The following is a 26,594-nucleotide window of genomic DNA, read 5'->3' as shown; positions in this document are numbered from 1 at the left end:
TAGTGGGCGGGCATGGCTACCGCTCCCGCTCATCCCACCGAATCCGCCACCGAAACGCGCCGCAACGGCGCTCATCTCGACCGGCCCGATGTCCACGCGCGCGAACAATTCACCATTTCCGACCTCACCTCGGAATTCGGCTGCACCGCGCGTGCGCTGCGCTTCTACGAGGACGAGGGGCTGATCAGTCCGGCGCGAGTCGGGCTCACCCGCGTCTATTCCAAGCGCGACCGCGCCCGCCTGGCCTGGATCATGCGCGCCAAGAACGTCGGCTTCTCGCTGACGGAGATCCGCGAGATGATCGACCTCTACGATCTCGACGACGGCCGCGTCGAACAGCGCCGCGTCACGATCGAGAAATGCCGCGCCCATATCGCCAAGCTCAAGGCGCAGCGCGACGACATCGATTCGTCGATCAACGAACTCACCGATTTCGTGGCCGAAATCGAAAAGCTCGACCTGCGCTGATGCGCTAGAGCCAACACCGCTTCAACCACGCCGCTCACCCAAGGGAACAAGTGATGCCGACCTACACCGCGCCCACCCGCGACACGCGTTTCATCGTCAACGAGGTGCTCGACCTCGCCAGCTACGGCAACCTGCCGGGCTTCGAGAACGCCACCCCCGACATGATCGACACGGTCATCAACGAGGCCGGCAAGTTCTGCGCCGAGGTGCTCGCCCCGATCAACCAGGCGGGCGACGAGCATGGCTGCACCCGCCACGAGGACGGCAGCGTCACCACGCCTCCGGGATTCAAGGAGGCCTATCAGGCCTATGTCGAAAGCGGTTGGGGCACGCTCGCCCAGCCCGAGGAATTCGGCGGGCAGGGGATGCCGCATGTGCTCGGCTTCGTGCTCGAGGAATATACCGGCACGGCCAACCAGGCCTTCGCCATGTATCCCGGCCTCACCAACGGCGCGATCGCGGCGATCATCGCCAAGGGTTCGCAGGAGCAGAAGGAGACCTTCGTTCCCAAGATGATCTCGGGCGAGTGGTCGGGCACGATGAACCTCACCGAACCGCACTGCGGCACCGATCTCGGCATGATCCGCACCAAGGCCGTGCCGAACGGCGACGGCACCTATGCGATCACCGGCACCAAGATCTTCATCTCGGCCGGCGAGCATGACCTCACCAGCAACATCATCCACTTGGTGCTGGCCAAGACCCCGGGCGCGCCGGATTCGACCAAGGGCATCTCGCTCTTTATCGTGCCCAAGTTCCTGCTCGACGAGAACGGTGAGCCCGGCGTGCGCAACGGCGTCACCTGCGGGTCGATCGAGAAGAAGATGGGCATCCACGGCAACGCCACCTGCCTCCTCAACTACGACGGGGCGACCGGCTATCTCGTGGGCGAGGAGAACAAGGGCCTTGCGGCGATGTTCATCATGATGAACGCCGCGCGTCTCGGCGTCGGCATCCAGGGCTATGCCCAGGCCGAAGTCGCCTACCAGAACGCGGTGAATTACGCGCTCGACCGGCGTCAGGGCCGCGCGCTCACCGGTCCCGCCGATCCGGAGGCCAAGGCCGATCCGATCTTCGTCCACCCCGACGTGCGGCGCATGCTGATGGACGCCAAGGTCTTCACCGAAGCCATGCGGGCGCTGTGCCTGTGGGGCGCGCTGCAGGTCGATCTCACCCACAAGGCGCAGACCCCCGAGGAGCGCGAGACGGCCGATCTGCTGATCGGCCTGATGACCCCTGTCATCAAGGGCTATGGCACCGACAAGGGCTACGACATCGCCAACAACATGCAGCAGGTGTTCGGCGGCCACGGCTATGTGCGCGAATGGGGGATGGAGCAGTTCGTGCGCGATAGCCGCATCGCGATGATCTACGAAGGCGCGAACGGCGTGCAGGCGATGGACCTGTGCGGCCGCAAGCTGGCTGCCGGGGGCGGCAAGGCAATCCAGGCTTTCTTCGCGATGATCGACGAGGAAATCGCCGCCGCCAAGCAGGTCGACGAACTGAAGTCGGTCGCCGAGCGCCTCGAGAAGGCACTGGGCGAGCAGAAGGCCGCCACCATGTGGTTCATGCAGAACGCGATGGCGAACCCGAACCACCTCGGCGCGGGCGCGCATCACTACATGCACATCATGGGGATCGTGACGCTGGGCTTCTTCTGGCTGAAGATGGCCAAGGTCGCGCTGGCGAAGCTCGCCGAAGGTTCGGACGACAAGGCCTTCTACGAGGCCAAGCTGGTCTCGGCCAACTACTACGCCGAACGCTTCCTGCCCGATGCGGGCAGCCTGCGCCGCAAGCTCGAAGCGGGCAGCGAATACATGATGAAGCTTCCGGCCGAGGCCTTCGCGACCGCCGCGTAAGCCTCGCTCGCATCATCCAAGACGGGCCGCCCTGCATGTCGCGGGGCGGCCCTTTTCCTGTGCGCCTACTTCGCGGCCTCCTCGGCCAGCACGTAGAGGTAATCGACGTAGGCCATCGTCGCCTGATCGAGCCCGTAGACCTTGGGATCGCTGCTCTCGATCAGGAACCATTCGTTGGGCGCATGGGCCCCGGCGCCGCGCCCCAGGCCGAATTGCGAGGCAGGCAGATTGAGCGGCGGGCCGTTGAAGATCACGCCCGGCCAGCTCCCCGCATTGCGCGGACGGATGGTGTAGGGAACGCCCTGCTCGTCGAACAGCCGCTTCTGCGCGCGGATCAGGGCCGAATCCTCGTCGGTCTCGTTGGGGCCGTAGCCGCCCGAGACCGTCACCTGCACATCGTCGAAGCCGCGCTTGGCGAGGTGCGCACGCAGCTTGGAAACGGCCTCGGCCTTGGTCATCTTGGGAACGAGCCTGAATTCCAGCTTCGCCTCGGCACGGCCCGGCAGGACGGTCTTGCCGCCCTCGCCGGTATAGCCCGCGACAAGGCCCTGGATGTTGACGGTCGGCTGCGAATAGAACCGCTCGAGGCTGGTGACGTAATCCTCGTCCCCGATCCAGCGCCCGACGCCGAGCGAGGTCTTCTCCTGCGCCTCGAGCCCGGGCTTCGCGCTCTCGGCGATCAGCTCCTTCTGGCGCGCGGTGAGCGGCTGCACGTTCTCGAACCACCCGTCGATCGCCGGGGTGTGGCCATCGTCCGCGACGAGCGTGTCGAGCGCCTTGACGAGCCGCCAGGCCGGGTTCTCGATCCGCGCATGGTTGGAGGAATGGACATCGGTCTTCGGATAGCGGTCGGAGGTCTCGCCGCCGACCACCAGCTGGAACTCGACCGCGCCCTTGGCCCCGAGCGTGATACCCGCGCTGCCATCCTTGGACTGGTTGGCGGCGGGGATGAACACGCCGACCGCCTTTGACAGTGCCGCCTGCACCTTGGGCACGGCCACGACCTGATCGAAATGGGTCGAGGCCACTTCCTCCTCGCCCTCGGCGACGAGCACGAGGTTCACCGGCAGCTTGCGCCCGCTGGCCTGGATTGCCTTGATCGCGGCGAGGAAGGCCATTTCCGGCCCCTTCTGGTTGACCGCCCCGCGCCCGTAGAGGACGAGCCCCTCGCCCTCGCGCTGCTTGAGCGTTCCCTCGAGCGGGGGCGTGTCCCATTCTGCGGGATCGTACTGTTTCACGTCATACATGAAGTAGACGCCGACCGTGGTCTTCGCCCCGGCATCGAGCGTCGCGAAGACCGCCGGCACCCCGTCGGTGGGAATGATCTTCGCCTGCTGGAACCCGGCGTCGAGCGCCAGCTTGCGCATGTACTCCGCGCCCTCGGGCGTGCCGCGCTTCTCGGCGGCGATGGTGGGGAGGGCGATCCAGTCCTTCAGCGCCTGGACACTGGCGTCATGCTGCGCGGCGACGACAGCCTCGATTTTCGCGCGCTCGGGCGTCTCCGCCGCGAGCGGGGCCGCCATCAGGGCGATCACCGCCGCCATGCCCGATGCTGCCAATCGTCTTGTCATGCCCTCTCTCCCTGTCCGTGACAGCGCGAGAGGTATCAGGCGACGGGTGTTTCGCAACGGCCTTTGTGACAGGCCTAGTCGAGCCGCCCCATCATGCGCTGCGAGCCGGCCTTGATCTTGAGGTTCTGGGCGGCGGCGGCGGGACGTTCCCACATGCTCGCCGATCGGGCCGAGGCGACGCGCGGCCGGGCAGGCGGGGTAGGGCGAGGGGCGGCAGGTTCGGGCTCCGCCTCGCCCTGCGACTCTGGCTCCGGCTCGGGAGCGGCCGCGAAGGGCGCGGGCTGCTGTTCGGGGGCGGGTTGGGCAGGGGCAGCGGCAGGCGCAGGCGCGGGCGCCTGTGCGACGGCCAAGGGAGGGGCAGCGGGCGCGGGTGCGGGTGCGGGTGCGGCGCTTTCGTCCCCTCCGGCAAGCCCGGCGAGGATCTTCTCGGCCACTTCCTCGATCGAACCGACCACCAGCAGCGGCTGACCGCCGACGATCCCGACATTGGTCTGCCCGTTCTCGGCCGTGCGCAGCCATGCCACGTTCGAGGCCACGACGAGATAGTTGCCGCCACGCGATTCGAGCTTGATGAACTTCATGCCTGTGCGTTTCCGGCCTCTGGCGGCGAATGGCCGCCGATTGATCCGCAGACATAGGCCCAAGCGGTTTAGCAAAGGGTTTACCCGGACGCGCTTTTCCGCCGGAGGGCCCAACGGGCGCGTGCCGAAAGGGGCTGGCCAGCACGGGCGCGATAAGCCAGAGCCGCGTTCGGAGACAAAGGGAGACGGAGCAATGGCACGGACATGGATCGCCCTCGCGGCAGCGCTGGCGGCAGCGACGCTCGCACCTCCCGCGCCGCTCGCCGCCGCGCCGGTGGAGGCGGGCCAGCTTCCGGAGTCGCTCCAGACCCAGCTCGATGCGCAATATGACCGGATCATCGCCGATCTGATCCGCATCACCGAAACCCCCGCGCCCCCGTTCAAGGAAGAGAAGCGCGCCGCACTTTTCGCCCAGATGCTGCGTGATGCCGGACTGACCGACGTGACCATCGACGAGGAAGGCAATGTCCTCGCGCTGCGCCCGGGCCGGACCGATGCCCCGGTGCTGGTCGTCTCGGCCCATCTCGATACGGTCTTTCCCGAGGGCACTCCGATCAAGGTGACGCGCGAAGGCGATCGCCTGCTTGCGCCCGGGATCGGCGACGACAGTCTCGGCCTCGCCTCGATCCTCGCCTGGGTGCGCGTGCTGGAGGCCAACCGCATCGTCACGCGCCAGCCCGTCCTGTTCGTCGGCACGGTGGGCGAGGAAGGGGCGGGCGACCTGCGCGGGGTCCGCCACCTCTTCACCAAGGGCGCCTGGAAGGACCGCATCGGGGCGTTCCTCTCGGTCGACAACGCCGATGCGGGGCGGGTGGTCCACGCCGCTGTCGGCTCGCGCCGCTACCGGCTCGGCTTCAAGGGGCCGGGCGGGCACAGCTACGGCGCTTTCGGGATCGTCAACCCGATGGCCGCGATGGCCGAGGCGGTGCGCGGGATCTACGCGATCAAGGTCCCCGCCGAACCGAAGACCACCTATGCCGCCAGCGTCGTCAGCGGCGGCACGTCGGTCAATGCGATCCCCGATCTCGTCACGCTCGAGGTCGACATGCGGTCACCCGATCCGGCGGCGCTGCGCCAGCTCGAGGCTGACCTGATGGCCGCGGTCGAGGCCGGAGTCGCGGCGGAGAACGCCGCCCGCTCGGTGCGGAGCGGCGCGATCACTGTCGAGCCGCAGCTGATCGGCGATCGCCCGGCCGGCACGACCCCGCCCGATCATCCGCTGGTGCGCGATGCGCTCGCGGCCTCGAAAGCGGCGGGCTTCGCGGCGAGGCTCGACGAATCCTCGACCGACGCCAACATCCCGATGAGCCTCGGCATCCCGGCGCTCACGATCGGAACCGGCGCCGGGGGCGGGCGCACCCACAGCGTCGAGGAATATCTCGAGACGGAGCGTCAGCGCTTCGTCGCGGGGGTGTCGGTGGGGCTGGCGATCATCCTCGCCCAGACAGGCGCCGAGGCGCGCTGAGGGCCGATCAGCGCCGCGCGACCTCGTCGATCAGTCCCATCAGCGCGCGCCATGACTGGGCGTCCGCGAGCGGGTGATAGGCCGGGTTCGGCGTGCGGGCCGGGGTGAGCGGGTTGGTGAAGCCGTGCTCGACGCCCGCGAAGGACAGGAAGTGCCAGTCGGCACCGACGCGGTCCATCTCCTCCCAGAAGGCGACCACGTCGGCGCGCGGAACGAGCGAATCGGCGTCTCCGTGACAGACCAGCAGGCGCGGCACGATCGGCGCATTGGCGGGCAGGGGGGTGGCGAGCAGACCGTGGAAACTGGCACCCAGCACGATGTCCGCCCCGTCGCGCGCGAGTTCGAGCACCGCCATTCCGCCGAGGCAGAAGCCGATCGCGATCTGCGGGAGGCCGGGTGCGGTCTCGCCCAGTGCAGCCAGCGTTGCCCGGAGCCTTCGGCGCATCGCGAGCGGGTCGGCCCGCAGCCGCTCCATCGCGGCAAAGGCGCTTTGTGCATCATGCGGGGCATCGGGACCGTAGAAGTCGCCGATGAGGGCAAGGCACCCCGCTTCGGCGAGCGCCAGTGCCTTGGCCTCGACGCCCGGCGAGGTGTTGATGAAGGTCGGAAACACCGCGACCGCCACCCGTGCCGGACCGGCCGGACGGGCCAGCCACCCCGTCAGCGGCGTCGGCCCGTCGGCATAGGCGAGACGTTCGAGCGCGCTCATTCGACCGGCAGGAAGTCGGGGACCGAGAGGTACCGCTCGCCGGTGTCGTAGTTGAAGCCGAGCACCCGCGAACCGGTGGGCAGCGATGGCAGCTTGCTCGCAATCGCGGCCAGCGTTGCGCCCGAGGAGATGCCAACCAGCATCCCTTCCTCGCGTGCGGCGCGGCGGGCCATGTCCTTGGCCTCTTCGGCATCAACGGTGATCGCCCCGTCGATGGCGTTGGTGTGGAGATTGCCCGGGATGAAGCCGGCGCCGATGCCCTGGATCGGGTGCGGCCCGGGCTGGCCGCCGTTGATGACCGGCGAGAGCGCGGGTTCGACGCCATAGGCCTTCATCGCCGGCCAGTGCTTCTTGAGCTCCTCGGCGCAGCCCGTCAGGTGCCCGCCGGTGCCGACCCCGGTGATCATCACGTCGACCGGCGTGTCGGCGAAATCGGCGAGAATCTCCTGCGCGGTGGTGCGGGCGTGGACGGCGGGATTGGCGCCGTTGTCGAACTGGCTCGGCATCCATGCGCCCGGCGTCTCGTCGACCAGCTGCTGCGCGCGCTCGATCGCGCCCTTCATTCCCTTTTCGCGCGGGGTAAGATCGAAGCTGGCACCATAGGCCAGCATCAGGCGGCGGCGCTCGATCGACATCGATTCGGGCATGACCAGCACCAGCTTGTAGCCCTTCACCGCTGCCACCATCGCAAGGCCGATGCCGGTGTTGCCCGAGGTCGGCTCGACGATCGTGCCGCCCTGCTTCAGCGCGCCGCGCGCCTCGGCATCCTCGACCATCGCCAGCGCGATGCGGTCCTTGATCGACCCGCCCGGGTTGGCACGCTCGGACTTCACCCACACCTCGTGGTCGGGGAACAGCCGCGAAAGGCGGATATGCGGAGTGCCGCCGATGGTGGCGAGGATGTTGTCAGCCTTCATGTCGATACCTCTCTCTTGAGCTCCTGCGGCTCGAAGCTGCGGGCGCGGCGCAGTTCCGGGAAGTACCACGCCCACACCAGTGTCACGAATATCGCACCGGCCCCGCCGAATACAACCGCACCGACCGCGCCGAGCAGCGCGGCGGCAAGGCCCGACTGCATCTCGCCGAGTTCGTTCGAGGCCGAGATGGCGAGGCCAGAGATCGCAGAGACCCGCCCGCGCCGGTCATCGGGCGTGAACAGCTGCACGAGCGACGAGCGGATGAACACCGAGACCATGTCGACCGCGCCCATCATCGCCAGGATCGCCAGCGACAGGACGAAGTGGCGCGAAAACGCAAAGACGATCGTCAGCGCCCCGAAAGCCGCCACTGCCCAGAGCATCTTCACGCCCACCTCGCGCTGGAGCGGGCGGAAGGACAGCCACAGCGCCACGCTCGCCGCGCCGAGCGCGGGGGCGGCGCGCATCAGGCCGAGGCCCTCGGGCCCGACGAACAGGATGTCGCGCGCGAAGACCGGCAGCAGCGCTGTGGCACCCGCGAGCAGCACCGCGAAAAGATCGAGCGTGATGCAGCCGAGCAGGAACCGCTCGCGCCAGACATAGACCAGCCCGTCGATGATCTGGCGCAGCGGCTTGAGCGGCGGGCCCTCGTGGGTGGCCCGCACCGGGCGCACGGTCAGGATCAGCAGCATCGAGCAGCCCAGCAGTCCCGCCGAAAGCGCATGGGGGAGCCAGGCGGCGCTGGCGAAGATGAGGCCGCCAACCGCAGGGCCGGCGACACTCGCGCTCTGCCACGCGATCGAGGACAGGGCGATGGCGCGCGGCAGCAGGGCGGGAGGTACGATGTTAGGCGCGATGGCGCTCATCGAGGGGCCGAGGAAGATGCGCGCGGCGCCATGCGCGGCGGCGAGCGCGAACAGGATCGGGAGATTGAGCGCGTCGGCCCATGTCATCAGCGCCAGCACCGCCGCCACGCAGCCGTCGATCCCGTTGGCGAAGGCCGCGACATGGCGGCGGTCGAACCGGTCGGCCGCCAGGCCCGCAAGGGGCGTCAGCAGGAACAGGGGGACGAACTGCGCCAGCCCCAGCAGGCCGAGCTGGAACGAGGCCTCGGCCACACTCATCCCGTAATCGTCGCGCGCAACGGCGTAGAGCTGGTAGCCGAGCAGCACCACCATCGACATGGTGGCGAACACGCCCATGAAGCGGGCGAGCCAGTAGCGCCGGTAATCACCGATCTGGAGCGGGGAGGCAGGTTCCATCGTCAGCGCGCCATGGCAGGCGGCGAGGTCCCTGCCAAGCAGGTGAAACTTGCGCGCGGTAAGGCTGGCCTATCGCGGCCGGCGCAGGCGCGGGTTGGGCTGGAGCTGGTCGATGATCGCGAGGAAATCGTCGAGCCGGATGATCCGCTCGAACTGGAAGCCCGCACGGGTGTCGCGAGTCCAGATGACATAGGCCTCGATCCGGCCGACGACGGGAAGGCGGATGATGATGCGGTCGCCGCGCTGGAGCTGGCGCGCATCGTCGACCATGAAGCCGTGCGCGGACAGGTTGCAGATGTGCAGATGCAAGTCGCCGTGCACGAAGTGCTCGACGATCGCGGGAAAATCGACCGGGTGCCGCGCCGCGCGCCGCAGATCGGTCACACTCAGGTTAGCTCCACCCGCCACGCGCTGCGATCCTTCCCTCCGCTTGGTCACGGAGACGGGGATGCCGCAGAAAGCCTGACAATTGGTAAAGGACGCGCCCCTCAGCGGTGGACGAGCGCGTGACGCTTCTTGCCGAGGCTGAGGCGCAGGGTCTGGCCTTCGGCCGGCAGGACCAGCAGCGCGGGATCGGTGACGGTCTCGCCATCGAGCTTGACCGCACCCTCGGCAAGCTTGCGCTTTGCCTCGCCGTTGGAAGCGGTGAGGCCGATCTCGGTCAGCAGCGCGGCAAGGCGCATTCCCTCCGGACCCGTGGCAAGACTGGGGAGGTCTTCACCCGCTCCCGAACCAGCAAACGTCTCGCGTGCGGTGGCTTCGGCCCGCGTCGCCGCCTCCTCGCCGCGAACGAGCCTCGTCACCTCGTTGGCGAGCACCACCTTGGCGCCATTTATCTCGGCACCTTCAAGGGCTTCGAGGCGGTTTATCTCATCGAGCGGCAAGTCGGTGAACAGCCGCAGGAAGCGACCGACGTCGCGGTCGTCGACGTTGCGCCAGTATTGCCAGAAGTCGTAGGCGGGGAGGCTGTCCTCGTTGAGCCACACCGCGCCCGCGGCCGTCTTGCCCATCTTCGCGCCGTCGGCCGTGGTGAGCAGGGGGGTCGTCAGGCCGAACAGCTCGGTCCCGTCCATGCGCCGGCCGAGCTCGATCCCGTTGACGATATTGCCCCACTGGTCGGAGCCGCCCATCTGCAACCGCACGCCAAGTTCACGGCTCAAGTGCCTGAAATCGTAGCCTTGCAGGATCATGTAGTTGAATTCGAGGAAGGTCATCGGCTGCTCGCGCTCGAGCCGCAGACGGACCGAATCGAAGGTCAGCATCCGGTTGATGGTGAAATGGGTGCCGACCTGCTGGAGCAGTTCGATGTAGCCGAGCTGGCCCAGCCAGTCGTGATTGTTGACCATCACCGCATCGGTCGGGCCGTCACCGAATTTCAACAGCTTGTCGAACACCGTGAAGATCGAGCGGATGTTGGCCTCGATGGTCTCGTCGGTCAGCATCTTGCGGCTCTCGTCGCGCCCGGTGGGGTCGCCAATCCGCGTGGTGCCGCCGCCCATCACCACCACCGGCTTGTGCCCGGCCTGCTGCAGGCGGCGCAGCATCATGATCTGCACGAGGCTGCCGATATGGAGCGAGGGCGCGGTGGCGTCGAATCCGATATAGCCCGGCACGATCTGCTTGGCCGCAAGGGCATCGAGCCCCGCCGCATCGGTCAGCTGGTGGATGTAGCCGCGCTCGTCGAGCAGGCGCAAAAGGGCGGATTCGTAGGTGCTCATGGCGCGCGGCCCTACCAGCGCAAGGGCGCGGCGGGAAGTGGCTTGCCCGCCGCCAGCGCGCGGGGCATGGAGAGGCGATGCACCCCTTGATGCTCCACCAGACCTGCGATCTCGGCCCGATCCGCGCGGTCACCGCCGCCATCTTCCCCACCCCGCAGGGCTGCGAGGCCGAATTCCGGCTCGAGGGGCATGTCCCCTCGATCGTGGTGCCGGCCCCGGCCACGCCCGCCCGGCGCGACAATTTGTGGAAGACGACCTGCTTCGAGATCTTCTGGCAGCCGCTCGGCGACACCTGGTATCGCGAGTTCAATCTCTCGCCCTCGGGCCAGTGGGCGGCCTACGACTTCGATTCCTTCCGCGAAGGGATGCGCGATGCGCCGGTCGAGGCGATCGCGGTCACCTGTTCGCATGACGACGGGGCGCTGGTCCTGAAGGCCAGCATCGCAGCGAGCCTGCCCGATCCCGCGCAGGTCGCGCTCAACGCGATCGTCGAGCATCCGGACGGCAACCTGCAATTCTGGGCGCTCGCCTTCCCGCCCGGCAGGCCCGAGTTCCACTCCGAGGCCTGCCGCGCGATCATCGTCGAACGCTAGGGTGCAGGTGCGGCGCGGCCGAAGGGGCGATTGAGCTGCACGATCTTCCAGTTGAGCACGAAGGCGAAGCTCACCCAGATGAAATAGGGCACGTTGAGCCAGCCCGCGAGACTGTCTCCCGCCAAGCGGGGAAGCACCACCATCAGCGCCGTCACCGAGAGCCACAGCAGCACGTTCTCGGCCAGCGCCCAGTCGGGTCGGCGCAGCTTGAAGAACAGCGGCGACCACAGGAAGTGGAGCACGAAATTGACGATGAACAGCGCCCAGACGCCCATGCGCGCCTCGGGAGAGGGCGCCTGCGTGAGGCCGATGTAGAAGCTCCACCCGGCAAGGGCGAGAATCACCGTCCATGCGGGGCCGAACAGCCAGTCGGGCGGCTGCCACGGCGGCTTGCGAAGGTCGCGGTACCATTGCCCGATCTCGGTCAGCGCGCCGCCCGCGCCGCCGAGAATGATCGCCCATCCGGCGGCGATGGCGGCGGCTGTCCAGTCGATGTCCATGCCACCCTAATGGCGGCGGGGGCGGCAATGTTCCCGGGGCCCTCGCGAGGCATTGCCTTTGCGCGCGGGCTGTTCCAACGCTGGCGACCATGAACAACGGCATCGACCGGCTGCTCGCCGACCCCGAACTCCTCAAGCAACTCAAGGGCCGCCGCGTGGCGCTGGTCGCCCATCCGGCGAGCGTGACGGCAGACCTCACCCACAGCCTCGATGCGCTGATCGCGGCCGGCGTGCAGGTCAACAGCGCCTTCGGGCCGCAGCACGGGCTCAAGGGCGACAAGCAGGACAACATGGTCGAGACCGCAGACGAGATGGACCCGCGCTACGGCATCCCGATCTTCTCGCTCTACGGCGAGGTGCGCCGCCCGACGGGGCAGATGATGTCGAGCGCGGACGTGTTCCTGTTCGACCTGCAGGACCTGGGCTGCCGGATCTACACCTTCGTCACCACCCTGCTGTATTTGCTGGAAGAAGCGGCCAAGGCCGGCAAGGAGGTCTGGGTGCTCGACCGGCCCAATCCCGCCGGTCGGCCGGTCGAGGGCACGCTGCTGGTGCCGGGGCAGGAAAGCTTCGTCGGCGCCGCCCCGATGCCGATGCGCCACGGGCTCACAATGGGGGAGATGGGCCACTGGTTCATCGAGCATTTCGGTCTCGACGTCGCCTACCGGGTGGTGGCGATGGAGGGCTGGCAGCCTGACGCCGCGCCCGGGTTTGGCTGGCCGACGTCACGCCTGTGGATCAATCCCTCGCCCAATGCCGCCAATCTCAACATGGCGCGCTGCTATGCCGGGACGGTTATGCTGGAGGGCACGACGCTCTCCGAAGGGCGGGGCACCACCCGCCCGCTCGAGGTGCTGTTCGGTGCACCCGATGTCGATGCGGGCGGGGTGCTGAAGGTGATGAGGAAGCTCGCGCCTGACTGGCTGGAGGGTGCCGCGATCCGCGAATGCTGGTTCGAGCCGACTTTCCACAAGCACTCAGGAAAGCTCTGCAACGCTCTGATGATCCACGCGGAAGGCGATTTCTACAGCCATCAGGCCTTCCGCCCCTGGCGCATGCAGGCGCTGGCCTTCAAGGCGATCCGCCTGCTCTATCCCGACTATCCGCTGTGGCGCGACTTCCCCTACGAATACGAGCTCACCCGCCTTGCGATCGACGTCATCAACGGTGGCCCTTCCTTGCGCGAATGGGTGGACGACCCGACCGCGACGCCGCATGATCTCGACGCCATGACGTCACATGACGAGGCGGCGTGGGTTGCCGCGGTGCGAGGGCACCTGCTTTACTGATTGGCGTCAATGCCCAGGCAACCACCGGGCCACGACATGACAAGGGATGGCGGACGAACCGCCACCGATGGGAGAGAAGACAAGATGGCCACCACAGCGGACTCCGTGTCCGGCTCGCAGTCCGTTCGATTGACCCTGTGGATCCTGCTGACGGTCTACATCTTCAATTTCATCGACCGCCAGATCGTCAACATCCTGGCCGAGCCCATCGCCGTCGACCTCGAGCTCAGCGACACCCAGATCGGGCTGATGACGGGCCTTGCCTTCGCGCTGTTCTACACCGTGCTGGGCATCCCCATCGCGAGGCTGGCCGACCGGCCGACCACGAGCCGCCCGAAGCTCATCGCGGTGGCGCTGGCGCTGTGGTCGGGGATGACGGCGCTGTGCGGGGTGGCGCAGAACTTCTGGCAGCTGCTGCTTGCCCGCATCGGTGTCGGCGTGGGCGAGGCAGGCTGCACGCCTCCGGCGCATTCGCTCATCAGCGACATGGTCCCGCCCGAAAAGCGCGCCTCGGCGCTTGCCTTCTATTCGCTCGGCATTCCGATCGGTTCGCTGCTGGGCATGGTGATCGGTGGCTTGCTGGCCGACTATCTCGGGTGGCGCGAGGCCTTCGTGGTGGTGGGGCTGCCCGGCGTCGCCCTCGCGCTGGTCGTGTGGTTCGTGCTGAAAGACCCGCGCCGCTCTGACGCCGCAGCCCAGCTGCGTGCAAGCAGCCAACCCGCCGCGCTGCCATTGGGTCAGGCGGTGGCCGAGGTCATGCGCTCGCGGGCCTTCGTGCTGCTGGTGCTGGCGGGCTCGGCGGCCGCGTTCCTGTCCTACGGCAAGACCACATGGACCACGATCTTCTTCCAGCGCACCCACGACATGACCCCGGGGCAGGTCGGGCTGTGGTTCGGGATCATCGGCGGGGTGGGGGGCATCATCGGCACGTGGCTCGGCGGTTATCTTGCCGACCGCTTCGGCGCGCGGAACCGCCGCCATGTGCTGACCGCGCCGGCGGTGGGCATGGCGCTTGCCGTGCCGCTCGCCATCGCCGCCTATAATGCGCCGAGCTGGCCGCTCGCGCTGGCGCTGATCTTCGTCCCGCAGGTGTGCAACTCGCTCTATTACGGACCGTGCTATTCGGCGGCGCAGGGGCTGGTGCCGATCAAGGCGCGAGCGATTGCGGCCGCCGCGTTGCTGTTCTTCCAGAACCTCATCGGGCTAGGGCTGGGGCCGCTGTTCTTCGGGATGCTGTCGGACTGGCTGCAGCCGGCCTATGGCGCCGACTCGGTGCGCTACGTGCTCTACGGGGCGGCGGTGCTGGGGCTGGTGCCGGCCTTCTTCTTCTGGCGGTGCAGCCTGCACCTCGATGCGGAGCTGGACCGCAAGGGCTGAGGCGGCGGCCTACTTCCCGTTTCCGAGCGGGATGATCCGCGCCGCGCCGTCGGGCCGCACGGGGAGCGGCCGGATATCGGCCGGATCGCCCTTCATCACCATCACCGCGCAGCCGTCCTGACGCCGGTCGACGGCGTAGATCAGGTAGGGCCTGTCGGGCGAGGCCGGTTCGCGCTCGAGCAGCGGCGGCTTGCCGGCAGCCTCGCGGGCATGGGTGATGCGGTCGCGGCATTCCGCGTCGGACGGGGTGACGGGCCCTGCCTCGCGCAGGGCAGCCTGCGGCCCGGCAGGCGGGGCAGGGGGCGTATCGGCGGCGCCCAGCAGGGCAAGCGCGGCAAGCGGCAGGGCAAACGGTTGCATGGCGTTCTCCTCCGACGAGGAGAATATCACGATTTCAGACGCTTCTGAAGGCCCCGGTCACGCCCCGTGCTTGCGGCTGAGTTCCCGCATCGCGTCGTCGAGCCCCTCGAGCGTGAGCGGATACATCCGGTCGCCCACCAGTTGCTTGATCATCTTGGTCGACTGCGAATAGCCCCACTGCTTCTCCGGCACGGGGTTGAGCCACACGGTCGCAGGATAGGTGTTGGTGACGCGCTGGAGCCACACCGCGCCCGCCTCCTCGTTCATGTGCTCGACCGAGCCGCCCGGATGGGTGATCTCGTAGGGGCTCATCGCCGCGTCACCGACGAAGACGATCTTGTAGTCATGACCGTATTTGTGGAGCACGTCCCAGGTCTTGGTGCGTTCCTGCCAGCGGCGCTTGTTGTCCTTCCACACGCCTTCGTAGAGGCAGTTGTGGAAGTAGAAGAACTCGAGGTTCTTGAACTCCGCGGTGGCTGCGCTGAACAGCTCCTCGACGAGCTTGATGAAGGGGTCCATCGACCCGCCGACATCGAGGAACAGCAGCAGCTTGACGGCATTCCTGCGTTCGGGCCGCATCCGGATATCGAGCCAGCCCTGCTTCGCCGTGCCTTCGATCGTGCCGGGAATGTCGAGCTCGTCGGCCGCGCCCTCCCGGGCGAAGCGCCTGAGGCGGCGCAGCGCCATCTTGATGTTGCGGGTGCCGAGTTCCTTGGTGTTGTCGAGGTTCTTGAACTCGCGCTTTTCCCAGACCTTGATCGCGCGGCCGTGCTTGGACTCCCCGCCGATCCGCACGCCTTCGGGGTTGTAGCCCGAATTGCCGAAGGGGCTGGTGCCCCCCGTGCCGATCCACTTGTTGCCGCCCTGGTGGCGCTTTTCCTGTTCCTCGAGCCGCTTCTTGAGCGTCTCCATGATCTCGTCCCAGTCACCCAGCGACTTGATCTTCTCCATCTCCTCGGGCGTGAGGAACTTCTCGGCGACGGCCTTCAGCCAGTCTTCGGGAATGTCGACGGGGTTCTGGCCATAATCGGTCATGATCCCCTTGAAGACCTTCTGGAACACCTGGTCGAAGCGGTCGAGCAGGCCTTCGTCCTTCACGAAGGTCGCGCGGGAGAGGTAGTAGAACGCCTCGGGCGTCTGCTCGATCACGTCCTTGTCGAGCGCCTCCAGCAGGGTGAGGTGCTCCTTGAAGGAGGCGCCGATCCCGGCGGCGCGAAGCTCGTCGACGAAATTGAAGAACATAGAGGGCTGCTTAACCCGCGCGCCGCAGGCTGACCAGTCCCCATTCTTGCGAGGGGAATGCCGCGCCGCTTAACGCTTCGCTTACCATCCTGCGCCTAGGGTCGCCGCACGCCAAACAGGGGCCGCGAACCGCACATGAACCAGCTCGCCATCGATACCGCCAATGCCCATGCCCTTGGGATGATCCCCGAGAGCTGCGGCGCGGTGACCGTCGGCTGCACCGACGTGGCCGGCGTGGTCGAGGCGGTGATCGCCTCGTCCAAGACCCTGCGTTCGGAACACGAGGCGCTGGCCGAGACGGTCCGCGCGCTCGAGGCCGACCAGTCCAAGGTCGCCGAGGCTAGCGACGAGGCGCGGCTGCTGTCCGAACGCGCGATCGAGCGCCTGTCGGAGGGCACGGCGCTAATCCAGTCCTCGCTCGGCCAGATCGCCTCGCTGATCGAACTGGTCGATACCCTCGGCCAGCACGTCACCAGCTTTTCGGCCGCGATGGAGCAGGTCCGGCGCTCGGCGCAGGACATCGGCGAGATTGCCGAGACCACCAACATCCTCGCGCTGAACGCCACCATCGAGGCGATGCGCGCCGGGGACGCAGGCCGCACCTTCGCCGTCGTCGCGAGCGAGGTGAAGAGCCTCGCCAGCGACACCCGCAAGGCGACCGAGGAAATCGCCGCCACCATCGACGCGCTCGGCGGCGAGGCGGAGGTGGTGATCGGCCGGATCGAGGCGGGCTCGAAGGCCAGCGGCGAGGCGCGCGCTTCGGTCGCCCGGATCGAGAGCACCATCGCCAATGTCGGCGCCCTCGTCGAGGAGGTCGACAAGCAGAACGACGTCATCGCCCGCTCGACCGGGACGATCAGCAGCCATGTCGACAAGGTCCAGCGCGTGCTGACCGGGTTCGATGCCGCAGCGCGGTCCAACGAGGACCGGCTCCACGGCGCGCACCGCAAGATGGAAGAGCTCGAGATCACGGCGAGCGAGATGTTCGACCGCATCGTCCATGCCGGCCTCAGCCCCGAGGACAGCGCGATGGTCGCCCAGGCGCAGGCGATGATGCAGGAACTCACCGCCCACACCGAGGCCGCGCTCGCGAGAGGCGCGGTGACGATGGCGGCGCTGTTCGACACCGATTACCAGCCCGTTCCCGGCACCAATCCTCCGCTGTTCCGCACGCGCCTCACCGACTGGGCCCATGCCGAATGGCGCCCCTTCCTCGACCGCGCCAAGGCGAGCGATCCCCGCGTGCTGGCTGCCGCCTGCACCGACATGAACGGTTTCCTGCCGACCCACCTCACCGAGCGCAGCCGCACCCCCACCGGCGACATCAATCACGACACCCAGTTTTGCCGCAACGGGCGGATCATGCTCGAGGCGATCGACCGCAAGGCCAAGGTTTCGAGCGATGCTTACATGATGGCCGTCTACCGCCAGGAGGGCGACGGGACGACCTACCGGGTGGTGCGCAATGTCTATGTGCCGCTGGTGATCGGCGGGCGCCGCTGGGGCGATTTCGAGCTGGCCTACAGCTTCGACTGACCCCGCCCGAGCGCCCTCAGCTCGGATTGCGCCGGGCCATGAAGGCGAGGCGTTCGAACAGCATGATGTCCTGCTCGTTCTTCAAGAGCGCGCCGTGGAGCGGCGGGATGGCGCTCGCGGGGTTGCTGCTCTGGAGCACATCCAGTGGCATGTCCTCGTTGAGGAGCAGCTTGAGCCAGTCGAGCAGCTCGCTGGTCGAGGGCTTCTTCTTCAGGCCCGGCACCTCGCGCAGGTCGTAGAAGATGTCCATCGCCTTCTTCACCAGCGTCTTCTGGATGCCGGGGAAGTGGACGTCGATGATGTCCTGCATCGTCTCGCGGTCGGGGAACTTGATGTAGTGGAAGAAGCAGCGGCGCAGGAAGGCGTCGGGCAGTTCCTTCTCGTTGTTCGAGGTGATGACGACGATCGGGCGTTCCTTCGCCGTGATGCGCTCCTGCGTCTCGTAGACGTCGAAGCTCATGCGATCGAGCTCCTGGAGGAGGTCGTTCGGGAACTCGATGTCGGCCTTGTCGATCTCGTCGATCAGCAGGACGGGCAGCTTCTCGGAGGTGAAGGCCTCCCACAGCTTGCCCTTCTTGATGTAGTTGCGGATGTCGTGGACCCGCTCCTCGCCGAGCTGGCCGTCGCGCAGGCGGGCGACCGCGTCATATTCGTAAAGGCCCTGCTGGGCCTTGGTGGTGGACTTGATGTTCCACTCGATCAGCGGCGCGCCCAAGGCCTTCGAGATCTCGTGCGCCAGCACGGTCTTGCCCGTGCCGGGCTCGCCCTTGACCAGCAGCGGGCGGCGCAGGGTGACGGCGGCATTGACCGCGACCTTGAGATCCTCGGTCGCGATATAGGACTTGGTGCCTTCGAAACGCTGCTGCTGCTCTGACATCGGGTTTCCTTGTGAGACTGAATTCGGCGCGCCAGCGATAAGCGGCACGCTGGCGCTGCGCAAGGGGGCTCCCCCTCGCAAATCAGCGAGGCAGTAGCAGGATTCGCTGGGCGAGCGCCTCGAACTTGCCCTGGTCCACCACCGCCGCCGGGTCGTTCCACCCGAGACTGAGCACCCAGTCGCGCCCGTCCTTGCCGGTCAGCAGCCAGGTGAGATTGATCACCCCCGGCTCGCTGCCGCCCTTGAAGCCGATATAGGGCCAGTTGGCCTTGATCGTTTCGGTGGCCGAGGGGTTGATCGCCATGATCCGGAAGGCTTCGGGATCGGCGGTGCGGCGCATGTGGGCGAACAGGCGGGCAAGATCGGCCGGAGCGGCGAACCATTCGATGTCGAGCGCCTTGGGCCCGCCCGCGAAGGCGGCGTTGATGGTGTCGAGCGGCAGGTCGGTCTGCCCGGCCTTGGCGGCGATGGCGGCGCGGCTGACGGCGCTGCCCCCGCGCCACTCCTCGATCTGCGCGGGCGATCCGGCCTTCAGGAGGAACATCTCGCGCGTTGTCAGGAAGGGATCGTTCGCGGCCGGGTTCGCATGGCCGCTGTCGCGCAGCATCTTTTGCAGCCGCTCCTGCCCGAGCAGCCGGACAAGCTGGTCGGTGGCGGTGTTGTCGCTGATCGAGATCATCAGGGCGGCGAGGGTATGGAGCGTCACCGGCGCGCCCTTCGGCCAGTCCTGCAACCGGCCGCTGGGATAGCTCTTCTCCGAGAGCGGCACGACATCGCTCCACTTGCGCCGCCCCGCCTTCACGTCCTCGGCGAGCGCGGCGAGAACATAGAGCTTGAAGGTCGATCCGAGCGCCAGCGGCCGCGCGGCTTCGAGGCCGATCACCGGCGCGCCCTCGCCGAGCGGGGCGAACAAGGCGTTGACGGTGCCGGGGAGCGCGGCGAGCTCGGCGGCGATGGCATCGGGCGTGTCTCCCGCCACCGCCAGCGAATCCACCTGGGTGAAACGCAATTCGCTTACCCGGTTGTCCTCGGCCGGGTCGATCGCGATCCCGCCGCGGGCGATGCCGCGTTCGAAGCGGATCTCCAGCGCGGCGCGGGTGCCCTCGCGCGGGGCGAGCAGGGCGACCTCGCGCGCGGGGCCGAACTGCGAGACGAGGCTTGTGGCGAGCGCCTTGATCTGGGCGTCGGCGATGGCGGCGCGGAAGCCGGCGGTGAAGATGTCCTCGGGCCTGGCCGTGCCGTTCAGAAGGTCGACCACTTGGCCAGCACGCGATTCGAGCGCGGTCTGCTCCTGTACAGCAGCGGGCGCGGGCCCCTGCGTCTGCGCGCCGAGCGGGGCGGCGAGCGGCGTTCCTGCCGCCAGTGCGAGGCCGAAAAAGACTCTGCGGATCATGGGCTTCACTCCTCTCGCGTCTGCATGGTCTAGGTCGATTGTCCGTCCGGCGCCAGCGCCCTGATCCGCGCGATGTCGGTCGCGATGGAGCGCGCGGCGAGGCGGTTGAGCAGTATCACGGCGAGGAATATCCCGAAGGTCACGGCAAAGGGAACGACCGCCCCCTCCAGCGCGGCGCTCCAGCCCCTGCTTTCGGCCACCCGCGCGGTGACCGCGGCGAAGAAGGCCAGCGTGCCGGGCACCAGCGGGCCGATATACCACAGGGGAACGCTGCGGAGCGCGGCGAGCTGGTGGCGGTATTGCCGTTCGAGGTGGGCAAGGCACGGCTCCTCGGGCCGGGGCGGGAGATTGTCGGCGCGGCGCGCGAGGTTGCGCAGCACCAGCAGCACGCCAGCGCCGGTCAGCAGCAGCGACAGCGCGGTGAGCCATTCGCCCTGCCACAGGAAGAACCCCGCCATTCCGGCCCAGACCGGAAGCTGGATCCACCCGGCAAGCCTTTCGCGGCGGTTGCGGCGGGCGATCTGGCGCTCGAAACTGCCCGCCCGCGCGGCGCAGGCGGCAGGATCGGTGAAGGCCGCGTCTTCGGCAGCGGCGGTCCACAGGGGGAAGGGGGCGTTGCTCATGCGTCGCTCTCCGGCTTTTCGTCGGGGTTGAAGTGGCGGGCCAGCAGGGCCTTGATGCGGTGGACGCGGACATTGACCGCGCCGGGCGAAAGGCCGGTGATCTCGGCGATGGCGGCGGCGGTCTCGCCTTCGAGCCACAGCACGATCACCTGCATGTCGACGGGGGGCAGCCGGCGGATCAGCGCGCCGACCTGCGCCAGCACCAGCGCCTCTCCGGCCTCGGCCTCGATGTTGCCCGGCGAGGGCAAGGCCTCGATTTCCTCGAGCGGCACCCGCCTGAGCCCGCGCACGGCCTGCGCGACATGATCGGCAGCGACATTGTGGGCGACGCGGTAGACCCAGGTCTTCAGCGCACATTGCCCCTCGAACCGCGCGAGGCTGCGCCACAGCGCGCAGTGCATCTCCTGCTCGAGATCGCGCGCCTTGTCGGCGTCACGCTCGACCGAGCGGGCGAGACGCGCCAGTGCCGGGGCGAATTGCGCGCCGGCCTGCCGGTAGAGCTGTTCGATCGCTTCGGTCATGCCCCCTTAGTCCCCGCCGGAGCGGATTCCTTACACGAGGGGGCGATTTTTTCTGTGGCGGGCGGAAACGCCGCCTCAGGCGTCGATCAGGTCGCGGTCAACGTCGCCCGCGCGGTTCTGGATGAAGTTGAAGCGGTGTTCGGGGTTGCGGCCCATCAGCTCGTCGACGAGCCGCGCGATCCCGGCGCGCTGCTCGAATTCCTGCGGCAGGGTGATGCGGATGAGGCTGCGGGTCTCGGGCGCCATGGTGGTCTCGCGCAGTTGCTGCGGGTTCATCTCGCCGAGGCCCTTGAAGCGGCTGACCTCGACCTTCCGGCCCTTGAACACCGTGGCCTCCAGCTCCGCCCGGTGCGCATCGTCGCGGGCGTAGCGGCTCTCCTTGCCCGCGGTCAGGCGGTAGAGCGGGGGCTGCGCGAGGAACAGGTGCCCGCGCCGCACGATGTCGGGCATTTCCTGGAAAAAGAAGGTCATCAGCAGCGTCGCGATATGCGCGCCGTCGACGTCGGCGTCGGTCATGATGATGATGCGATCGTAGCGCAGGTTGCCCGCGTCGCAGTCCTTGCGGGTGCCGCAGCCCAGCGCGAGGATCAGGTCGGCGATTTCACTGTTGGCGCGGATCTTGTCGGCGGTGGCGCTGGCGACGTTGAGGATCTTGCCGCGGATCGGCAGGATCGCCTGGCTCTTGCGGTCGCGCGCCTGCTTGGCGCTGCCTCCCGCGCTGTCGCCCTCGACGATGAAGAGTTCGGTCTCGCGCCCGCCTTCGCCGGAGCAATCGGTGAGCTTGCCGGGCAGGCGCAGCTTCTTCGCATTCGTGGCGCTCTTGCGCTTGATCTCGCGCTCCTGCTTGCGCTTCAGGCGCTCGTCCATGCGATCCATCACCTCGCCCAGCAGCGCCTTCCCGCGCTCCATGTTGTCGGCGAGGAAATGGTCGAAGTGGTCGCGGACCGCGTTCTCGACGAGGCGCGCGGCCTCGGGCGAGGTGAGGCGGTCCTTGGTCTGGGACTGGAACTGGGGATCGCGGATGAAGACCGAGAGCATCACTTCCGCGCCTGTCATCACGTCATCCGCGGTGATGTCCTTGGCCTTCTTCTGGCCCACCAGCTCGCCGAAGGCCCTGAGGCCCCGGGTGAGCGCGGTGCGCAGGCCCTGTTCGTGCGTCCCGCCATCGGGGGTGGGGACGGTGTTGCAGTACCAGCTCGTCGCACCGTCGGAATAGAGCGGCCAGGCGATTGCCCATTCGACCCGGCCCTGCTGGACGCCGTCCACCTGCGGGAAGTCCTGCGAGCCGGTGAAGGGCTGGGCGGTCACGCATTCGCGCGTGCCGACCTGTTCGGCGAGGTGATCGGCAAGCCCGCCGGGGAACTTGAACACGGCTTCCGCCGGCACGTCCTCCGACGCGAGGCTGGCTGCGCATTTCCAGCGGATCTCGACGCCCGCGAAGAGGTAGGCCTTGGAGCGCGCCAGCTTGAACAGGCGCTTGGGGTTGAAGCTGCGCTCGCCGAAGATCTCGGTGTCGGGGACGAAGGTGACGGTCGTCCCGCGCCGGTTGGGCGTCGGGCCGAGGTTCTGGATCGGGCCCTGCGTCACCCCGCGCGCGAATTCCTGCGCGTAAAGCTGCTTGTCGCGCGCCACCTCGACACGGGTGTGGGACGACAGCGCATTGACAACGCTGATCCCGACCCCGTGGAGGCCGCCGCTGGTGGCATAGGCCTTCCCGGAGAACTTGCCGCCCGAGTGGAGCGTCGAAAGGATCACCTCCAGCGTCGACTTGCCCGGAAACTTCGGGTGCTCGTCGACCGGGATGCCGCGGCCGTTGTCGGCGATGGAGAGGCGGTTGCCTTCGTCGAGGCGCACCTCGATCCGCGTCGCATGGCCCGCCACCGCCTCGTCCATCGCGTTGTCGAGCACTTCGGCGGCAAGGTGGTGATAGGCGCGGTCGTCGGTACCGCCGATATACATCCCCGGTCGGCGGCGGACGGGCTCCAGCCCCTCCAGCACCTCGATGGCGGAGGCGTTGTAGTCGCCGCTGGAGGTCGGGGTGTTGGCGAAGAGATCGTCGGGGGAGGTATCGGCCATGCGCGCGGTTATAGGGCCGCCGCGCGGAGCCTCACAAGCCACCCCCCGCGATTATACTCACTTGCCGAAGCCGGTCGGGGCCGGATCGACCGGCACGACCTCGCCGCCGCGGACCTCGCGCACCTCGAGCGCCCGCTCGATCACGCCGCCCCGCCCGAACCGGAACGCCCCGTCGACCCCGAGGAACCCGCCCTTGTCGTAGAGCTCGTTCTTGGGGAAGGGCGTGCCCACCTTCCAGTCGCGCGCCACCCTCAGGGTCAGCAGCACGGCATCATAGCCGAGCGTCGCCACCCGGTAGGGCTGGGCGCCGAAGCGGGCGGCGTAGCTGTCGGCGAAGCGGGCGTAGCGCTGGTCCGAGACGGCGGCGAACAGCGCGCCTTCGAGCGAGGCCGCCCGGGTGAGCACGGCATCGCCGCTCCACAACTCGGTGCCGAGAATCCGCGTGCGATTGCGGGCGGTCTTGTTGAGCTCGCCCGCGGCATCGACCCCGAGCCGGGCGGAATCGGCGATCAGCACCGTGTCGTAGCCCCCCGCCGCCCGCAGCCTTGCGGCCGCGCTGACGATCGAGGTGTTGCCGCGCGCATAGCTCTCGCGCCGCACCAGTGCGCCGCCGAAATCCCTGAGGGCGTTCTCCAGCACCGAGACGGCGCGGGTGCCGTAGTCGCCTTCGGGGGCGAGCACGGCGAAGCGGCCTGCGCCCTTGCCGCGCGCATATTGAACGGTGCGGCGGATCGACTGTTCGGGCAGGTGTCCGATCACGAAGACATCGGCGCTGGCGACCGAGGCGTCGTTGGCGAAGGCGATCACCGGCACGCCGGCCGGACGCGCCGCCATCTGCACCGCGGGGACGGCATCGGAGGTCAGCGGGCCGAGGATCAGCTTGTTGCCGTCGGCGATCGCTTTCTGCGCCGCTCCGCCGATGCCGGCCGAGGTGTCGTAGGTGGTGATGCGCAGATTGTCCGCGCCCGTATCGAGCAGCGCCATGGTGGTGGCATTGGCGATCGCCTGCCCGACAGGCCCGGTATCGCCCGACATCGGCACCAGCAGGGCAATGCGGTGGCGGCCCGTGTCGGTCGGGAGCGCGGTCGCCGAGGGTTCGGGCGCGGGCGCGGGCGGGGCGGTGGTCGCCACGTCGGTCTTGGGGATCACCTGGCACCCCGCCGCCAGCAGCGCCGCGCCGGCCAGTGCCACGTTGCGCGCCGGAACGGCAGGCGCGATGCGCTGCGCCGCGTGCCCGAGCCGTGCGGCCCAATTCGATCCCGCCCAAAGCTTCATTCTTGCCGACCCCTCAGCCGTGCTCCATGAAACGTCCCGTGAGACCCTCGGAGCTTTCTTCCATTCCCGCGTGGGAACCCGTCCCCGGGCTGTATATCGTCGCGACCCCGATTGGCAATCTCGGCGACATCACGCTGCGCGCGCTGGCGGTGCTCGCAGGCGCCGCGCTGATCGCCTGCGAGGACACGCGGGTGACGGGCAAGTTGTTGAAACATTACGGTATCAAGGCGCGGCTCCAGCGGCTCGACGATCACGCGCCGCCCGAGATCCGCGCGCGGGTGATCGACGAGGCGAGGCAGGCGCCGGTCGTATTGGTGTCGGATGCGGGCACGCCGCTGGTGTCCGATCCGGGCTATCGCCTGGTGCGCGAGGCGCGCGCGGCGGGCGTGACGGTGACGAGCATTCCGGGCGCCTGCGCCGCGGTCTCGGCGCTGGCGATGGCGGGCCTGCCCTCCGACCGCTTCCTCTTCGCGGGCTTCCTGCCGGTCAAGGACAAGGCCCGCCGCGAGGCGCTGGAGGGCGTGGCGGGCGTGGGGGCGACACTGGTGTTCTACGAGACCGCGCCGCGGCTCGAACGCTCCTTACAGGCCATCGCGGAGCTGTGGCCGACCCGCGAGGTGGCGGTCGCGCGCGAACTCACCAAGCTCCACGAGGAGTGCCGCAGCGGCACCGCCGCAGCCTTGGCGGAACACTACGCCGCGCATCCGCCCAAGGGCGAGATCGTGCTGCTGGTCGGTCCACCCGCCGAGGCGGAGGCGCCTGTCCACGACACCGACGCCCTGCTGCGCGCGGCACTGGCCGGGGCAGGGCCGGGCAAGGCAGCGGGCCAGGTGGCGAAGCAAACCGGTATCGACCGCGCGACGCTCTATGCCCGCGCGCTGGAGCTGAAAGGCGAATGAGCGCGCCCCGCACCCCGGAAGATCGCCACGAGGCCGACGCCCGCGGCCGCGAGGGCGAAGCCGAAGCGGCGATGTTCCTCGCCCAGCGAGGCTGGCGGATCGTGGCCGAGCGGGTCAAAACCAAGGCGGGCGAAATTGATCTCGTCGCCAGGAAGGCCGGCCTCGTCGCCTTCGTCGAGGTGAAGTGGCGGGCGCGTGCCGCGAGCCTTGCCGACGCCATCGACGAACGCCGCTTGAGGCGCGTCGCGGCGGCGGTGGAATGCGTTTGGCAGGACTATGCGACAGGCGGGGAGGACATCCGCATCGACGTCATCCTGCTCGCCCCCGACCGCAAACCGACCCACATCGAAAACGCATGGATGCCTTTCGGGTAACGGCCCGCTCTTCCGTTTCCACCAACCTTGTCGAGGGGCCGTCCTTCCTTCTAAACCGCCGCACCTGAGAAACACGGTGCTTCGACAAGCCCAGCACGAACGGATTTGGGACATGACCCTGAAAATTGCCGTCCAGATGGACCCCATCGACCGCATCAAGATCGCGGGCGACAGTTCCTTCGCCCTGATGCTCGCAGCACAGGCGCGGGGCTACACGGTCTATGAATACCATGTGGAAAGCCTGACGCTGGACGAGGACGACCGCCTGTTCGCCCACGCCTTCCCGGTGACGGTGCAGCGGGTCGAGGGCGATCATTTCACCCGGGGCGAGCAGGTCAGGCTCGATCTCGGCAAGGATGTCGATGTCGTGCTGATGCGTCAGGACCCGCCCTTCCACATGGGCTACATCACCGCCACGCACCTGCTCGAACGGATCGGGCACGAGACGCTGGTGGTCAATGATCCGGCCAATGTCCGCAACAGTCCCGAAAAGGTGATGGTGCTGAACTACCGCCGCTTCATGCCGCCGACGCTGGTCACGCGCTCGGTGGACGAGGTGCGGCGCTTCATGGCGAAGCACGGCGCGATCGTGGTCAAGCCGATCCACGGCAATGGCGGCAAGGCCATCTTCCGCATCGGCGAATCCGGTGAAAACCTCACCGCGCTGTTCGAGGTGTTCAACCAGACCTGGCCCGAGCCGCACATGGTCCAGCCATTCCTTCCCGATGTGGCGAAGGGCGACAAGCGCATCGTGCTGGTCGACGGGGAGGTCGCGGGCGCGATCAACCGCATCCCGGGCGAGGGCGAGTTCCGCTCCAACCTGGCGATGGGCGGCTCCGCGCAACCGACGGAGCTCACGGAGCGCGAAAGGGAGATCTGCGATGCCCTCGGGCCGGACCTCAAGCGGCTCGGCCTCACCTTCGTCGGGATCGACGTGATCGGGGGCAAATGGCTCACCGAGATCAACGTGACGTCCCCCACGGGCATCGTGGCGATTGACCGCTTCAACCAGACTGATACGGCGGGCATGATCTGGGACGCGATCGAACGGCGCCTCGCCGCGCGCCGCGCCGCATAGACCGATCCGTCCCGCAACCTCTCGACTGGGA

26 protein-coding genes are annotated in these 26,594 nt (G+C 68.0%); 10 read left to right on the top strand and 16 right to left on the bottom strand.

The annotated features are described in order from the left end of the window. The first annotated feature begins 12 nt into the window (after window positions 1–12). A complete protein-coding gene (locus ACMX37_RS08055; protein WP_483148327.1) occupies window positions 13–468 on the top strand; it encodes a MerR family transcriptional regulator in 456 nt (151 codons plus the stop codon). 53 nt (window positions 469–521) lie between these two features. Next, entirely contained in the window at window positions 522–2,327 is a 1,806-nt protein-coding gene (locus ACMX37_RS08050) for an acyl-CoA dehydrogenase C-terminal domain-containing protein (protein ID WP_483148326.1), read from the top strand. Between the two features lie 65 nt (window positions 2,328–2,392). On the opposite strand, the gene ACMX37_RS08045 is transcribed toward ACMX37_RS08050, so the two are convergent. Both ACMX37_RS08045 and ACMX37_RS08040 read right to left on the bottom strand, forming a co-directional pair. Further along, window positions 2,393–3,898 (bottom strand): M20/M25/M40 family metallo-hydrolase, encoded by a 1,506-nt coding sequence (locus ACMX37_RS08045; RefSeq protein ID WP_483148325.1) that lies wholly within the window; start codon window positions 3,896–3,898, stop codon window positions 2,393–2,395. Between the two features lie 74 nt (window positions 3,899–3,972). Beyond that, a complete protein-coding gene (locus ACMX37_RS08040) occupies window positions 3,973–4,479 on the bottom strand; it encodes a hypothetical protein (RefSeq protein ID WP_483148324.1) in 507 nt (168 codons plus the stop codon). 193 nt (window positions 4,480–4,672) lie between these two features. Between ACMX37_RS08040 and ACMX37_RS08035 the strand changes: the two genes are divergently transcribed. After that, window positions 4,673–5,944, top strand: a complete 1,272-nt coding sequence (locus ACMX37_RS08035; protein WP_483148323.1) for a M20/M25/M40 family metallo-hydrolase — start codon at window positions 4,673–4,675, stop codon at window positions 5,942–5,944. 7 nt (window positions 5,945–5,951) lie between these two features. Here ACMX37_RS08035 and ACMX37_RS08030 read toward each other — a convergent pair whose 3' ends face one another. The 5 genes from ACMX37_RS08030 to tyrS all read right to left on the bottom strand — a co-directional run bounded on the left by ACMX37_RS08030 (window position 5,952) and on the right by tyrS (window position 10,550). After that, complete coding sequence (locus tag ACMX37_RS08030; RefSeq protein ID WP_483148322.1) at window positions 5,952–6,653, bottom strand: dienelactone hydrolase family protein; 702 nt, start codon at window positions 6,651–6,653, stop codon at window positions 5,952–5,954. Further along, on the bottom strand, window positions 6,650–7,570 hold the full coding sequence (gene cysK / locus ACMX37_RS08025; RefSeq protein WP_483148321.1) for a cysteine synthase A: 921 nt from the start codon (window positions 7,568–7,570) through the stop codon (window positions 6,650–6,652). The genes ACMX37_RS08030 and cysK overlap by 4 nt, the downstream gene beginning before the upstream one ends. Continuing rightward, window positions 7,567–8,832 carry an MFS transporter gene (locus tag ACMX37_RS08020; RefSeq protein ID WP_483148320.1) on the bottom strand — a complete coding sequence of 422 codons (1,266 nt, stop codon included), beginning with the start codon at window positions 8,830–8,832 and terminating at the stop codon, window positions 7,567–7,569. The genes cysK and ACMX37_RS08020 overlap by 4 nt, the downstream gene beginning before the upstream one ends. 69 nt (window positions 8,833–8,901) lie before the next feature. Further along, window positions 8,902–9,240, bottom strand: coding sequence for a PilZ domain-containing protein (locus ACMX37_RS08015; protein WP_483148319.1), 339 nt, complete (start codon window positions 9,238–9,240; stop codon window positions 8,902–8,904). An 80-nt stretch (window positions 9,241–9,320) separates the two neighbouring features. Continuing rightward, window positions 9,321–10,550, bottom strand: a complete 1,230-nt coding sequence (gene tyrS / locus ACMX37_RS08010; RefSeq protein WP_483148318.1) for a tyrosine--tRNA ligase — start codon at window positions 10,548–10,550, stop codon at window positions 9,321–9,323. A 77-nt stretch (window positions 10,551–10,627) separates the two neighbouring features. Here tyrS and ACMX37_RS08005 point away from each other — a divergent pair, with 77 nt between their 5' ends. Beyond that, window positions 10,628–11,143, top strand: a complete 516-nt coding sequence (locus ACMX37_RS08005; protein ID WP_483148317.1) for a DOMON-like domain-containing protein — start codon at window positions 10,628–10,630, stop codon at window positions 11,141–11,143. On the opposite strand, the gene ACMX37_RS08000 is transcribed toward ACMX37_RS08005, so the two are convergent. Then, window positions 11,140–11,643, bottom strand: coding sequence for a TspO/MBR family protein (locus tag ACMX37_RS08000; RefSeq protein WP_483148316.1), 504 nt, complete (start codon window positions 11,641–11,643; stop codon window positions 11,140–11,142). The two genes, ACMX37_RS08005 and ACMX37_RS08000, sit on opposite strands and share 4 nt — an antisense overlap. Before the next feature lie 89 nt (window positions 11,644–11,732). Between ACMX37_RS08000 and ACMX37_RS07995 the strand changes: the two genes are divergently transcribed. Beyond that, window positions 11,733–12,932, top strand: coding sequence for an exo-beta-N-acetylmuramidase NamZ family protein (locus ACMX37_RS07995; RefSeq protein ID WP_483148315.1), 1,200 nt, complete (start codon window positions 11,733–11,735; stop codon window positions 12,930–12,932). A gap of 84 nt (window positions 12,933–13,016) precedes the next feature. Further along, window positions 13,017–14,309: a spinster family MFS transporter gene (locus ACMX37_RS07990; RefSeq protein WP_483148314.1), complete on the top strand. Its 1,293-nt coding sequence runs from the start codon at window positions 13,017–13,019 to the stop codon at window positions 14,307–14,309. Between the two features lie 9 nt (window positions 14,310–14,318). Here ACMX37_RS07990 and ACMX37_RS07985 read toward each other — a convergent pair whose 3' ends face one another. Both ACMX37_RS07985 and ACMX37_RS07980 read right to left on the bottom strand, forming a co-directional pair. After that, window positions 14,319–14,669, bottom strand: coding sequence for a hypothetical protein (locus tag ACMX37_RS07985; RefSeq protein WP_483148313.1), 351 nt, complete (start codon window positions 14,667–14,669; stop codon window positions 14,319–14,321). A gap of 57 nt (window positions 14,670–14,726) precedes the next feature. After that, complete coding sequence (locus tag ACMX37_RS07980; RefSeq protein ID WP_088914310.1) at window positions 14,727–15,911, bottom strand: vWA domain-containing protein; 1,185 nt, start codon at window positions 15,909–15,911, stop codon at window positions 14,727–14,729. Window positions 15,912–16,046: 135 nt separating this feature from the next. Between ACMX37_RS07980 and ACMX37_RS07975 the strand changes: the two genes are divergently transcribed. Next, a complete protein-coding gene (locus ACMX37_RS07975) occupies window positions 16,047–17,447 on the top strand; it encodes a methyl-accepting chemotaxis protein (RefSeq protein ID WP_483148312.1) in 1,401 nt (466 codons plus the stop codon). 16 nt (window positions 17,448–17,463) lie between these two features. On the opposite strand, the gene ACMX37_RS07970 is transcribed toward ACMX37_RS07975, so the two are convergent. The 6 genes from ACMX37_RS07970 to ACMX37_RS07945 form a co-directional block, all read right to left on the bottom strand. Beyond that, entirely contained in the window at window positions 17,464–18,324 is an 861-nt protein-coding gene (locus ACMX37_RS07970) for an AAA family ATPase (RefSeq protein ID WP_483148311.1), read from the bottom strand. Window positions 18,325–18,406: 82 nt separating this feature from the next. Continuing rightward, a complete protein-coding gene (locus ACMX37_RS07965) occupies window positions 18,407–19,717 on the bottom strand; it encodes a serine hydrolase (RefSeq protein ID WP_483148310.1) in 1,311 nt (436 codons plus the stop codon). Window positions 19,718–19,746: 29 nt separating this feature from the next. Beyond that, entirely contained in the window at window positions 19,747–20,340 is a 594-nt protein-coding gene (locus ACMX37_RS07960; RefSeq protein WP_483148309.1) for a hypothetical protein, read from the bottom strand. Next, entirely contained in the window at window positions 20,337–20,861 is a 525-nt protein-coding gene (locus tag ACMX37_RS07955; protein WP_483148308.1) for an RNA polymerase sigma factor, read from the bottom strand. Before ACMX37_RS07955 ends, ACMX37_RS07960 begins: the two co-directional genes overlap by 4 nt. Window positions 20,862–20,936: 75 nt before the next feature. Continuing rightward, window positions 20,937–22,937, bottom strand: coding sequence for a DNA topoisomerase IV subunit B (parE, locus tag ACMX37_RS07950; RefSeq protein WP_483148307.1), 2,001 nt, complete (start codon window positions 22,935–22,937; stop codon window positions 20,937–20,939). A gap of 57 nt (window positions 22,938–22,994) precedes the next feature. Then, a complete protein-coding gene (locus ACMX37_RS07945) occupies window positions 22,995–24,212 on the bottom strand; it encodes a penicillin-binding protein activator (RefSeq protein ID WP_483148306.1) in 1,218 nt (405 codons plus the stop codon). A gap of 38 nt (window positions 24,213–24,250) precedes the next feature. Between ACMX37_RS07945 and rsmI the strand changes: the two genes are divergently transcribed. From rsmI to gshB, 3 genes are all read left to right on the top strand, one after another. Continuing rightward, entirely contained in the window at window positions 24,251–25,111 is an 861-nt protein-coding gene (gene rsmI, locus ACMX37_RS07940; RefSeq protein ID WP_483148305.1) for a 16S rRNA (cytidine(1402)-2'-O)-methyltransferase, read from the top strand. Next, window positions 25,108–25,485 (top strand): YraN family protein, encoded by a 378-nt coding sequence (locus ACMX37_RS07935; RefSeq protein WP_483148304.1) that lies wholly within the window; start codon window positions 25,108–25,110, stop codon window positions 25,483–25,485. Before rsmI ends, ACMX37_RS07935 begins: the two co-directional genes overlap by 4 nt. Window positions 25,486–25,597: 112 nt before the next feature. After that, window positions 25,598–26,563: a glutathione synthase gene (gshB, locus tag ACMX37_RS07930; protein WP_483148303.1), complete on the top strand. Its 966-nt coding sequence runs from the start codon at window positions 25,598–25,600 to the stop codon at window positions 26,561–26,563. Window positions 26,564–26,594: the final 31 nt, after the last annotated feature.

It is taken from the genome of Porphyrobacter sp. THAI-01a, assembly GCF_056868655.1.
The sequence above is the reverse complement of the archived record's forward strand: the minus strand, read 5'-3'. Positions and strand labels throughout refer to the sequence as shown.